This window comes from Microbispora sp. KK1-11, from assembly GCF_006874435.1.
GTDB classification, from domain to species: Bacteria; Actinomycetota; Actinomycetes; order Streptosporangiales; family Streptosporangiaceae; genus Microbispora; species Microbispora catharanthi.
On sequence record NZ_VIRJ01000009.1, the window covers coordinates 94,443 to 106,459 of the forward strand.

At 73.6% G+C, this 12,017-nt stretch carries 8 protein-coding genes; 7 read left to right on the forward strand and 1 reads right to left on the reverse strand.

Going from position 1 to position 12,017, the window contains the following annotated elements:
* The first annotated feature begins 31 nt into the window (after positions 1 to 31).
* The 3 genes from FLW16_RS15525 to FLW16_RS15535 all read left to right on the forward strand — a co-directional run bounded on the left by FLW16_RS15525 (position 32) and on the right by FLW16_RS15535 (position 4,353).
* Positions 32 to 1,348, forward strand: a complete 1,317-nt coding sequence (locus FLW16_RS15525; RefSeq protein ID WP_142560734.1) for a lanthionine synthetase LanC family protein — start codon at positions 32 to 34, stop codon at positions 1,346 to 1,348.
* A 21-nt stretch (positions 1,349 to 1,369) separates the two neighbouring features.
* Complete coding sequence (locus FLW16_RS15530; RefSeq protein WP_142560735.1) at positions 1,370 to 2,506, forward strand: sulfite oxidase; 1,137 nt, start codon at positions 1,370 to 1,372, stop codon at positions 2,504 to 2,506.
* A gap of 299 nt (positions 2,507 to 2,805) precedes the next feature.
* Complete coding sequence (locus tag FLW16_RS15535; protein WP_142560736.1) at positions 2,806 to 4,353, forward strand: amino acid permease; 1,548 nt, start codon at positions 2,806 to 2,808, stop codon at positions 4,351 to 4,353.
* On the opposite strand, the gene FLW16_RS45945 is transcribed toward FLW16_RS15535, so the two are convergent.
* Positions 4,285 to 5,025, reverse strand: coding sequence for a TetR/AcrR family transcriptional regulator (locus tag FLW16_RS45945; RefSeq protein ID WP_142560737.1), 741 nt, complete (start codon positions 5,023 to 5,025; stop codon positions 4,285 to 4,287). The two genes, FLW16_RS15535 and FLW16_RS45945, sit on opposite strands and share 69 nt — an antisense overlap.
* Positions 5,026 to 5,171: 146 nt before the next feature.
* Between FLW16_RS45945 and FLW16_RS15545 the strand changes: the two genes are divergently transcribed.
* Genes FLW16_RS15545 through atzF form a run of 4 tightly spaced genes read left to right on the forward strand, consistent with a single transcriptional unit; the run spans position 5,172 to position 11,866 of the window.
* On the forward strand, positions 5,172 to 5,987 hold the full coding sequence (locus tag FLW16_RS15545; protein ID WP_142560738.1) for an urea amidolyase associated protein UAAP1: 816 nt from the start codon (positions 5,172 to 5,174) through the stop codon (positions 5,985 to 5,987).
* Positions 5,984 to 6,625 (forward strand): urea amidolyase associated protein UAAP2, encoded by a 642-nt coding sequence (locus FLW16_RS15550; RefSeq protein WP_142560739.1) that lies wholly within the window; start codon positions 5,984 to 5,986, stop codon positions 6,623 to 6,625. The genes FLW16_RS15545 and FLW16_RS15550 overlap by 4 nt, the downstream gene beginning before the upstream one ends.
* Positions 6,622 to 10,206, forward strand: coding sequence for a 5-oxoprolinase/urea amidolyase family protein (locus FLW16_RS15555; protein ID WP_142560740.1), 3,585 nt, complete (start codon positions 6,622 to 6,624; stop codon positions 10,204 to 10,206). Before FLW16_RS15550 ends, FLW16_RS15555 begins: the two co-directional genes overlap by 4 nt.
* Positions 10,199 to 11,866, forward strand: coding sequence for an allophanate hydrolase (gene atzF, locus FLW16_RS15560; protein ID WP_142560741.1), 1,668 nt, complete (start codon positions 10,199 to 10,201; stop codon positions 11,864 to 11,866). Before FLW16_RS15555 ends, atzF begins: the two co-directional genes overlap by 8 nt.
* Positions 11,867 to 12,017: the final 151 nt, after the last annotated feature.

Consider the following 12,017-nt stretch of genomic DNA (forward strand, 5'->3'; position numbering starts at 1 on the left):
TTACCTACCAGGTTTGTGGGATAGTAGGGCCATGGGCCCGGACCCGTTCCGCTCATCCGGTGAGCGCGCAGAGACTCCGCTGACGGCCGCCATCATGGCGGGACGGTGGATACGTACGGCCGCCGTCGACGACGAGAGCGGGAGGCGATGGCGGGCCAACCCCGACCCGCACAGCCGACCGGCGACGCCCGGCGAGCCCGCGTCCCTTCACTCCGGGTCGGCCGGGATCGTGCTGTTCTTCCTGGAGCTCGCCGCCGGGACCGGGCACGACGCCTACCTGGAGGACGCCCGCGCGGGCGCCCGCTACCTCGCGTCGACCTGGCGGCGGCAGACCGACGTGTCGCTCCACCACGGCCTCGCCGGTGTCGTCCTCGCGCTGACCGAGGCCGGCTGGGCGCTCGGCGAGGAGCGCTTCGAGAGCGCGGCGGTCGCGGCGGCCGACAGGATCCTCAGGAGCGCCCGCGCGTTCGACGACGGCGGCATCGGCTGGTCGGGAGATGTCACGCTGCGCGGCGACGGCGGAGTCGTGCTGGGGCTGCTGCGCGCCGCGGCGGCGCTCGGCGTGCCGGCCTACGAGGAGATGGCCGTCGAGGCGGGACGGCGGATCGCGCGGCTGACCGCGCCCCGCGAGCGGCCTTCGGCGTGCCCCGCCCTGTCCGCGGAGGCGGCTCCGCCCGGCTTCCTGGCCGGGACGGCAGGGACGGCCTTCCTCCTCGCCCGCCTGTACGGCGCGACGGGCGAGGAGGCGTTCCTCGACGCGGCACGCCGCGGCGCGGGCCTCGTCCGGGCCGCCGGCGTCCTGACGGGGGAGAGCGCGACCGTCACCGACCACCTGGGCTACTGCTCGGGCTCCGCCGGGATCGCGCGCATGTTCTACGAGCTCTATCGGGTGAGCGGCGACAGCGGCGACCTGGAGTGGGTGAAGCGGCTCGCCAGGGGGGTCAGGGAGTCGGGCGCGCCCTTCCGGCAGACCGCGGGGCTGTGGAACGTCGCCTGCCAGTGCTGCGGCACCGCCGGGCTGATCGAGCTGTACGTCGGATTGTGGGCGGCGACGGGGGAGCAGGAGCACCTGGAGTTCGCCCGCAGGCTCGCCGACCACCTGATCGGCCGGGCGACCGGCTACGACGGCAGGGGATACCGCTGGTATCAGGCATACCGGCGGCACCGCCCCGGAGAGGTGTCGGCCGACACCGGCTACCTGACCGGGGCGGCGGGGATCGGGGCGGCCCTGCTGCACCTGGACGCGGCGGGACAGGCGGACCGGCCGCGCCGCGTGATCCTGCTGCCCGACAACCCCTTCCCCCCCATTCCCATGCCGGCCGTCGCCCTGCGGAGGCCGGCCGGCTGACAGCGGCAGGTGAGGAGGCGCATGACTTCCATGATGGACGGCCTTGGAGCACCGCGTACGGCGCCGGAAGCGGAAACCCCGCCCGGCGTCCGCAAGCCGCTGCCGCCCCGCCTGTTCGCCGTGCACGGCACGAACGCCGAGACCCGCTGGGAGGCGCTTCGCGGCGAGGACTACCTGACGCCGGCCGGCCTCTTCTTCGTCCGCAACCACACGGCGACACCGCTGATCGACGCGGCCACCTGGCGGCTCACGCTGTGGGGCGACGCCCTGCGCGGCGGGCCGGTCGCGTTCACCTACCGCGACCTCCTCGGCATGCCGGCCGAGACCGTGACCGCGTTCATCGAGTGCGCGGGCAACGGGCGCCGCCTGTACGGCGAGCAGCAGAACCAGGAGGTGTCGGGCACCCCCTGGCGGCTGGGTGCGGTGGGGGTGGCGCGCTGGCGGGGCGTGCGCCTCGCGGCGCTCCTGGAGAGGGCGGGGATGAGCGACAGGGCCGTCGCGCTGATGCCGCGCGGCCTCGACGCCGACTACGTCGAGGCGGGGGAGAACCTGGGGAGGGTGCGGCGCCCGCTTCCCGTGGCCAAGGCGCTGGACGACGTGCTGGTGGCCTACGAGATGAACGGGCGGCCGCTGCCGCCCGACCACGGCCATCCGGCGCGGCTGGTGGTGCCGGGCTGGGTGGGCGCCGCCTCGATCAAGTGGCTGGGGGACATCCAGGTGTCGGCGCAGCCACTGGAGTCGCCGTGGAGCACGCGGCTGTACCGGATGCACGGCCCCGGTCACCCGCCAGGGGGCGGCCCGCCGCTGACCCGGATGGGGGTGAAGAGCGCCTTCGAACTGCCCTGGCCTGCCCGTCTCGAAGCGGGGCGCGAGCATCTGCTGCGCGGCCGTTCGTGGTCGGGCGGCGGACGTGTGGTCCGGGTCGAGGTCAGCGATGACGGGGGCGTGTCGTGGCGGCCGGCCCGCCTGCTCGACGACCGGCACCCGCGCGGCTGGGTGCGCTGGACCTTCCCCTGGACCCCGCGCGAGGCGGGGAGCCTGCGGCTGCTCGTCCGGGCCGCCGACGAGACGGGCGCCGTGCAGCCCGACCGTGCGGCCTACAACGTCCTCGGCTACGGCTTCGACGCGGTCGTGCGCCACCCCGTCCTCGTGACCTGACCCGGTCGTCGGCGGTGAACCAGCAGATCACCGCAGTGGCCGGCGGAGGCGAGGAGGTCGCTCGCGCCGCGAGCGGCCGTCAGGGGCGACGGTGCCTCTCCCGTGGCGGACGCTTGCGGCGCCGGTGACAGCAGACGGTGCAGTGGCCCTGTCGACAGGCCTCCGAGGAACATTTCCCTCCAGGGGGAGAGCGGTGAGGGATGCGTTACGGCGGATGAACGCGGCCGTGACGGCGCGGAAACGACGGCCCCGTACATAACTGTCAACCGACAGAAATCCCCCCAGCGCCCGGAGCTCCGATGGCCGTCACCGTCCCTTCCTCGCCTCCCACCGACGAGAGCGCCCTGCAGACGTTCGGCTACCGCCAGGAGCTGCACCGCAGCATGGGCAGGTACGCCTCCTTCGCCGCCGGCTTCTCCTTCATCTCCGTGCTGACCACGGTCTTCCAGTTCTTCGCCTTCGGGTACGCCTTCGGCGGACCGGCCTTCTTCTGGACCTGGCCCGTCGTGCTGGCCGGGCAGATCCTGGTCGCCCTGTGTTTCGCCGAGCTGGCCGCCCGCTATCCGATCTCCGGCTCCATCTACCAGTGGTCCACCCGGCTCAGCACGGCGACGTTCGGCTGGTTCGCCGGGTGGATCATGATTCTCGGCCAGATCGTCGTGATCGCCGCCGCGGCGCTCGCCCTCCAGGTGGTGCTGCCCGCGATCTGGCCGGGCTTCCAGCTCGTCGGCGGCGATCCCGCGCCCACCACCGCCACGGGAGCGGCCAACGCCGCGATTCTCGGCCTGGTCCTGCTCGCGCTCACCACCGCCGTCAACGTCGTCGACAACCGCGTGCTCTCCCGGATCAACAGCATCGGCGTCACCGCCGAGATCGTCGGCGCGATCCTCATCGTCGTGCTGCTGCTCACCCACGCCGAGCACGGTCCCGGCGTCACGTTCAGCACCGGCGGGCAGGGCGGAGCCGTCGGCGCGCTGCTGGTCGGCTCGTTCACCGCCGCCTACGTGCTCATCGGGTTCGACAGCGCGGGGGAGCTGAGCGAGGAGACCCGCAGCCCCCGGCGGGTCGCGCCGCGCACCATCCTGACCGCGCTCACGGCGGCCGGGGTGCTCGGGGGGCTCATCCTGTTCGCCGGTCTGCTCGCCGCCCCCAGCCTGACCGACGGGAGGCTGGCCGCCGAGGGGCTGTCCTACGTGCTCACCAGCAGCCTGGGCGACTGGGTGGGCAAGCTGCTGCTGGCCGACGTGGTGCTGGCGATCAGCGTGGCGACCCTGGCGATCCAGACCGCCGCGACCAGGATGCTGTTCTCCATGGCGCGCGACGGGGCGATGCCCTTGTCGGGCGCGCTCTCCAGGGTTTCGCCCCGCACCGGGATGCCGACGGGGCCCGCGCTGGTCACCGGGGCGGCCGCGGCGGCCATCCTGCTGCTCAACTTCGCCTCTCCCGAGGCGTTCCTGGCCATCGGCACGACCTGCATCGTGCTGCTCTACCTGGCGTACGCGATGGTGACGGGCCCCCTGCTGCTCCAGCGCCTGCGCGGCGGCTGGCGGGGCGGGGCGCCGGGCGGGTCCGCCGAGGACGGCAGCCGGCTGTTCAGCATGGGCCGCTGGGGCCTGCCGGTCAACGCGCTGGCCTTCTGCTACGGCCTGGCCATGATGGTCAACCTGGCCTGGCCGAGGGCCGAGGTGTACGCCCCGATCACCGGCCACTGGTTCTTCCAGTGGTTCACCCTGCTCTTCCTGGCGGCGGTCGTCGCCCTGGGCGGGCTCTACCGGCGGCTACGCCGGCCCGCGGCCGGCCTTGCGCAGGTCGGGCAGATCCCGGTCGGGAACACCGGCCAGGCGTAGCGCCGCGTCGGCGGTGGCGGCCGCCAGCGTCTCCAGGACGTCAGCGGCCATCTCGCCCGGGGCGTCCCTGCGGATCAGGATGACGCCCTCGACCAGGGCGAACAGCAGATCGGTGCGCAGCGCCCGGTCGTCGGGCGTCAGCGCCGCACCGGCGGTGGTGGCCGCCAGCAGCCGCGCGTAGGTGTCCTTGAGCTCGCCGCGCATCCGCCGGAAGGCGGCGAACCGCTCGGTGCGCACCTCGGGCAGGAGGTAGAGCGCGCCCAGGTTGTGCGGGCCCGAGCACAACAGCCTGGCGTCGCAGTGGCACAGCTCCCACAACCGCTCTTCCGGCGTGCCGCCGGTCAGGGCGCGGGCGGTCTCCAGCGAGGGCCGCACCGTGCTCTCCAGCAGTTCGGCGAGGATGTCCTCCTTGCCGTCGAAGTAGTGGTAGATCGACGCCTGCCTGATCCCGGCCCGCTCGGCCATCGCCCTCGTCGAGGTCGCGGCGTAGCCGTGCGTCGTGAACAACTCCGCCGCCGCCGCCAGGATCTCCTCCCGCGGGCTCAGCTCGCTTCGCGGCCGCGCGACAGCTCGCGGCCTGCCGACCCTGCGCGCGCCGGAACCGGGCGCGGCGGAACCGGGCGCGGCGGAACCGGGCGCGGCGGAACGGGACGTGCTGGAACGGGCACTCACCGCACGATCCTCGCACACCTCCGACCGGCCGCCGCGGCTGTGCGGTTCCGGTAACAGGCGGGAAACCCGGGGGCGCGTGAGAGGAAACACACGCCGCCTAATTTCTGTCGTGCGACAGAAATTCGCCCCCCAGAGGAGAACGCGTCATGGCGACCAGCACGACCTACGGCGCGCGCGAGCACGCCCGAGCACAGGAAGGCACCACAAGCGACACCATGCCGGTGCTGCCGGCCTCGGCCTGGCCCACCCCGCCCGACGGCGTCGACCCCGCCGACCTCGTGTGGGCCGAAACCGTCGCCGGAGGCGGCTACACCCACAAGGTGCTGGCCCGGGGCACCGAACTGCGCCTCACCGACCTGGCCGGCGACGCCTGCGCGCACCTGCTGCTCTACGTCGAGGGCCGCCCCTGGGAGCGGCTCAACGTCGCCGACACCGTCAAGGTGCTGTGGAACGCCTACCTCGGCGAAGGCCACCTGCTGCTGTCGGACCAGGGCCGCGTGCTGGCCTCCGTGGTGGCCGACACCTCCGGCCGCCACGACACCATGTGCGGGACCTCCACCCTTCGGCGCAACACCGAACGCTACGGCGACGGCTCCCCGCACGGCCCCGCCCCCGCCGGGCGCGAGCTGTTCACGCTGGCCGCCGCCAAGCACGGGCTCGAGCCCCGGGACCTGCCCCCGTCGATCTCCTTCTTCCAGGGGGTCAGGGTCGGCCCCGACGGCGGCCTGACCTTCACCGGCTCCGCCGGGCCCGGGGCGTCCGTCACCCTGCGCGCCGAGATGCCGCTGACCGTGCTCATCGCCAACACCGCCCATCCCGTCGACCCACGCCCCGCCTACACCTGCACCCCGCTGGAAGTCCTGGCCTGGCGCGCCCGGCCCACCGGCCCCGGCGACCCCCTGTGGCAGGCCGGCCCCGAAGGCCGCCGCGCCTTCCTCAACACCGCCGAGGTGACCCGATGACCGTGCCCGACGTGCCCACGCTCGACGTGCCCGTGCTCGATGCGCCCGTGCTCGACGTCACCGTGCCCGCCCGCGCCCCCTGGTCAGCGGTCATCCGCGCCGGGCAGGAGCTGACCATCACCGACCTCGGCGGCAACCAGGCCGTCGACTGCCTGCTGTACGACGCGCACGACACCGCCGTCCGCTACAGCGCCCCCGACACCATCCAGGCCCAGGGCACCATCTTCCTCACCACCGGCAGCGTGCTGATGTCCAACGAGCACACCCCGCTGATGACCGTCGTCTCCGACACCTGCGGCCGTCACGACACCATCGGCGGCGCCTGCTCCAAGGAGTCCAACACCCTGCGGTACGGGCACCACACCTACTCCCAGCACGCCTGCGTGGAGAACTTCCTCATCGAGGGCAGCCGCCACGGGCTCGGCAAACGCGACCTGGTGAGCAACATCAACTGGTTCATGAACGTCCCGGTCGAACCCGACGGCACGCTCGGCATCGTGGACGGCATCTCCGCTCCCGGCCTCGCCGTCACCCTGCGTGCCGAGACCGACGTGCTGGTCCTGGTCTCCAACTGCCCGCAGATCAACAACCCGTGCAACGGCTTCGACCCCACGCCCGTGCGGATGACCGTCCGATGAACACCCTCCTCATCGCCAACCGGGGCGAGATCGCCGTTCGGGTCATCGTCACCGCCCGCCGCCTGGGACTGCGCACGGTCGCCGTCTACTCCGACGCCGACCGGGGCGCCGCCCACGTCCGCCTGGCCGACCACGCCGTACGGCTCGGCCCCGCCCCCGCCAGGGAGAGCTACCTGGACGCCGACCGGGTGCTCCGGGCCGCCCTGGACAGCGGCGCGGACGCCGTCCACCCCGGCTACGGTTTCCTGTCGGAAGACGCCGCCTTCGCGCGCCGGGTCGAAGCCGCCGGCCTGGCCTTCGTCGGTCCCACCCCCGAGCAGCTCGACCTGTTCGGCGCCAAGCACACCGCCCGCGCCGCCGCCGAGCGGGCCGGCGTGCCCCTGCTCCCCGGCACCGGCCTGCTCCCTGGCCTGGACGAGGCACTGAGCGCGGCACAGGACATCGGCTACCCGGTCATGCTCAAGGCCACCGGCGGAGGCGGCGGCATCGGCATGCGCGCCTGCCGCGACGCCGGCGAGCTGGCCCAGGCGTGGCAGAGCGTCCAGCGGACGGCCGCCGCCAGTTTCGCCTCGGCCGGGCTGTTCCTGGAACGCCTGGTCGAGGGCGGACGGCACGTCGAGGTCCAGGTCTTCGGCGACGGCATGGGCGGCGTCGTCACGTTCGGCGACCGCGACTGCTCGCTGCAGCGGCGTCACCAGAAGGTGCTGGAGGAGGCTCCCGCCCCCGGCCTGCCGCCGCTGGTGCGGGCCAGGCTCGCCGAGAGTGCCGCCGGCCTGTGCGCCTCGGTGCGCTACCGCTCGGCGGGCACCGTCGAGTTCGTCTACGACCCCGCGCGCGCCGAGCCGTACTTCCTGGAGGTCAACACCCGTCTGCAGGTGGAGCACCCCGTCACCGAGGCGATCTACGGCGTCGACCTGGTCGAATGGATGCTGCGCCTGGCCCAGGGCGACGTGAGCCACGTGCACGCCGCCCTGCACGACCCGCCCGCGGCCGCCGGCCACGCCGTCGAGGCCCGGGTCTACGCCGAGGACCCGAGCCGCGACCACCGGCCCAGCGCGGGCCTGCTCACCCACGTCTCTTTCCCCGCGGGCGTGCGGGTGGACGGCTGGGTGGAGACGGGCACCCAGGTCAGCAGCGCCTACGACCCGCTGCTCGCCAAGGTCGTCGCGCACGGCGCCGACCGGGACCAGGCCCTGGACCGGCTGGCCGCGGCGCTGGCCGAGACCAGGGTCGACGGCGTCGAGACGAACCTCGGGCTGCTGCGCGCCGCCGTGGCCGATCCGTGCGTGCGGGCGGTCACGCACGACACCGCCACCCTGGCCGGGATCGCCGACGGCTCCCGCCGCATCGAGGTGGTGCGGCCCGGCACCCTCACCACCGTGCAGGACTGGCCGGGACGGACCGGCTACTGGCAGGTGGGCGTGCCGCCGTCGGGACCGATGGACGACCGCTCCTTCAGGCACGGCAACAGCGTGCTGGGCAACGACCCCGGCGCACCCGGGCTGGAGTGCACGTTGCGCGGCCCGGCGCTGCGCTTCAGCCACGCCACCACCGTCTGCGTCACCGGCGCGCCCGCGCCCGTCACCGTGGACGGCACGCCCGTCCCCCAGTGGGAGCCGGTCACCGTGCCCGCCGGCGGCGTGCTGGACATCGGCGCCGCCGAGGGGCCGGGGTTGCGCGTCTACCTGCTGATGGCGGGCGGGTTCGACGTTCCCGCCTACCTGGGCAGCGCCGCGACGTTCACGCTCGGCGGGTTCGGCGGCCACGGCGGCCGGGCCCTGCGCGCCGGGGACGTCCTGCACGGGGGACACGCCGACCACGGGGGACACGCCAACCACGGGGGACACCTCAACCACGAGGGACACCTCGCCCCCGGCGGCGCCGGAACAGGGGAGCGGCCCGAGTTCGGGCATGCCTGGCGGATCGGCGTGGTCGAGGGCCCGCACGCCGACCCCGAGTTCTTCACCGACGACGACATCCGCGACTTCTACGCCGCCCAGTGGAAGGTGCACCACAACTCCGCCCGCACCGGCGTCCGCCTGATCGGCCCCAAACCGCGCTGGGCCCGCCTGGACGGCGGTGAGGCGGGACTGCACCCCTCCAACATCCACGACACGCCCTACTCGGTGGGCGCCGTGGACTACACCGGTGACATGCCGGTCGTGCTCGGCCCCGACGGCCCCTCGCTCGGCGGGTTCGTCTGCCCGGCCACCGTCGTCACCTCCGAACGCTGGAAGCTCGGCCAGCTGCGGCCCGGAGACACCGTCACCTTCGTCCCCGTGCCGTCCGCGATCGGCGTCCCCGGCGACGGCGGCGTGCTCCACCGCCTTCCCGAGACCGGCGAGCGGCCCCGCGTCACCTACCGGCGCAGCGGGGACGACAACATCCTCGTCGAGTACGGGCCGATGGAGCTCGACCTGGGCCTGCGCATGCGCGTGCACGCCCTGTCGGAGGCGCTGACGGAGGCGCTCGCCGCCCGGGATCTGCCCGGCGTCGTCGACCTCACCCCCGGCATCCGCTCGCTTCAGATCCATCTCGACCCGGCGGCGCTCTCCCAGCGCGACCTGCTGGCCGAACTGCTCCGCCTCGAGGCCGGCCTGCCGCCCACCGGAGAGCTGGAGGTGCCCAGCCGCGTCGTCCACCTGCCCCTGTCCTGGGACGACCCCGCCACCCGGGAGGCCATCGCCCGCTACATGGCGGGAGTGCGCGACGACGCGCCCTGGTGCCCGTCGAACATCGAGTTCATCCGCCGGGTGAACGGCCTGCAGGACGTGGCCGAGGTCCATCGCATCGTCTTCGACGCCGAGTACCTCGTCCTCGGGCTCGGCGACGTCTATCTCGGCGCTCCCGTGGCCACCCCGCTCGACCCCCGGCACCGTCTGGTCACCACCAAGTACAACCCCGCCCGCACCTGGACCGCCGAGAACTCCGTCGGCATCGGCGGCGCCTACCTGTGCATCTACGGGATGGAAGGACCGGGCGGCTACCAGTTCGTGGGCCGTACGACGCAGGTGTGGTCGAGCTGGCGGCAACGCGGCGCGTTCCAGCCGGGCTCTCCCTGGCTGCTGCGCTTCTTCGACCGCATCCGGTGGTATCCGGTGACGGCGGAAGAGCTGCTGGAACTCCGCGCCGACCTGGCGGCGGGGCGGCTCGAACCCAAGATCGAAGAAGGGGTGTTCCGGCTCGCCGACCACCACCGCTTCCTGGCCGAGCACGCCGACTCCATCGCGGCCTTCCGTGAACGGCAGGCCGCCGCCTTCGCCGCCGAACGCGCGGCCTGGCACGCGTCGGGCGAGTTCGACCGGGCGGAGCAGCCCCAGAGCCCGGCCGAGACGGAGCTGGAAGTCCCACCGGGCTGCCAGGTGGTGGAAGCGGAGTTCACCGCGAGCGTCTGGCAGATCAGCGTCACACCCGGCCGGCGGATCGCCGCCGGGCAGCCGCTGATCGTGCTGGAGGCGATGAAGATGGAGTCCGCCGTCCTGGCCCCCGCCGACGGCGTGGTCGAACGAGTCCTGGTCGGCCCCGGTGACCAGGTGGAGGCGGGCGCCCCGCTGGTGGTGCTGAGGAGTGATCGTGGCTGAGACGGCACTGGAACGGGTCCGCAGGGCCTACACGCGGATCGCCGAGACGGACCGTCCGGAGATCTGGATCGACCTGCGGCCGCAGGCCGAGGTGGAGGCCGAGGCCGCCGCCGTGGACGCCCGGGTGACGGGCGGCGAACACCTTCCCCTCGCGGGCCGCCTGCTGGCCGTCAAAGGCAACATCGACGTGGCCGGACTGCCGACCACCGCCGGCTGCCCCTCGTACGCCTACCGTCCGGACGCCGACGCCCCCGCCGTGGCCCGGCTCCGCGAGGCCGGTGCGATCGTGCTCGGCACCACGAATCTGGATCAGTTCGCCACGGGGCTGGTCGGAACCCGCAGCCCCTACGGCGCGGTGCGCGCCGCCACCGACCCGGACCGGATCTCCGGAGGATCCAGCTCGGGCTCGGCGGTCGCCGTCGCGCTCGGCCTGGCCGACCTCGCGCTCGGCACCGACACCGCGGGCTCGGGCCGGGTCCCCGCCGCCTTCAACGGCATCGTCGGACTCAAGCCCACCCGCGGCCTGATCCCCACCGAAGGCGTGGTCCCGGCCTGCCGGAGCCTGGACTGCGTCAGCGTCTTCGCCCGCACGCTTCCCGAGGCCCAGCGGGCCCTGGCCCTCATGACCGGTACTTCCGCATCGCCCGTATCCCGTCCGGCCCGCCGCCCCGGGCCCTGGCGGCTGGCCGTGCCCGCCACGGCCGGCCTCGGCCCGCTGGCCCCGGGCTGGGCCGAGGCGTTCGAGACCACGGCCCGCAGCCTGGCCTCGGCAGGTGTCGAGATCCACCCGATCGACCCCGCTCCCTTCCTGGAGGCCGCCGCGCTGCTCTACCAGGGAGCCTTCGTCGCCGAGCGGTACACCGCCGTCGGCGCGTTCGTCGAGGCGTCCGCCGGCAGGGGCGGCCCAGACCTGGATCCCACTGTCGCCTCCATCATCACCGCGGCCCGCGACCTGCCCGCCCACCGTCTGTTCGCCGACCGGGAACGGCTCGCGGCACTGCGCGAGCGGGCCTTGTCCCTGCTCGGCGACCGCGACGCCCTGCTCCTGCCGGTCACTCCCCGCCATCCCACTCTCGCGGAGGTCGCGGCCGACCCTGTCGGCGTCAACAGCGACCTCGGCCGCTTCACCAACTTCGTCAACCTCTTCGACATGTGCGCACTCGCCGTACCCGCCGGACAGGTGGACGGGCTGCCGTACGGGGTCATGCTGGTCGGCCGGACCCATGCCGACGACGACCTGGTCGCCGTCGCCCGGCTGCTCCAGCCGGCCGTCCGCCTGGCCGTGGTCGGCGCGCACCTGTCAGGACAGCCGCTCAACCACGAGCTCACCACGCGCGGGGCCCGCCTGCTGGCCACCACCACGACCGCGACGCGCTACCGGCTGCACGCCCTGACCACCGACCCGCCCAAACCCGGGCTCGTCCGAGTCCCCGAGAACGGCGCGGCCATCGAGTGCGAGGTGTGGGGACTGCCCGCAGCAGGGCTGGGCGACCTGCTCACGGCCCTTCCCCGACCGATGACGCTGGGCCAGGTCGAACTGGCCGACGGCACGAACGTGCCCGGCTTCCTCTGCGCCCCGGAAGGGCTGCGGGGCGCGGCCGACATCACCATGTACGGAGGGTGGCGCGCCTACGTCCGGACCCTGGCGGTCCACGGCTGACCCGCTCCCCGATGCCGACAACGCGAGTGCTCGCGCAACTTCGTGCACTTTTCCTGCAAAGCTAGTAGGAAATATTGACTTTCCTGGCCGGTGATCGTACATTCGGTGGTATGAGCCAGGGCGTTCGTCTGACCCGGCGTTCGAGCGTGGA

What these genes read in the sequence shown, in the direction of transcription:
- FLW16_RS15525 (WP_142560734.1), top strand. Translation starts at nt 32, where the DNA reads ATGGGCCCGGACCCGTTCCGCTCATCCGGTGAGCGCGCAGAGACTCCG.
- FLW16_RS15530 (WP_142560735.1), top strand. Translation starts at nt 1,370, where the DNA reads ATGACTTCCATGATGGACGGCCTTGGAGCACCGCGTACGGCGCCGGAA.
- FLW16_RS15535 (WP_142560736.1), top strand. Translation starts at nt 2,806, where the DNA reads ATGGCCGTCACCGTCCCTTCCTCGCCTCCCACCGACGAGAGCGCCCTG.
- FLW16_RS15545 (WP_142560738.1), top strand. Translation starts at nt 5,172, where the DNA reads ATGGCGACCAGCACGACCTACGGCGCGCGCGAGCACGCCCGAGCACAG.
- FLW16_RS15550 (WP_142560739.1), top strand. Translation starts at nt 5,984, where the DNA reads ATGACCGTGCCCGACGTGCCCACGCTCGACGTGCCCGTGCTCGATGCG.
- FLW16_RS15555 (WP_142560740.1), top strand. Translation starts at nt 6,622, where the DNA reads ATGAACACCCTCCTCATCGCCAACCGGGGCGAGATCGCCGTTCGGGTC.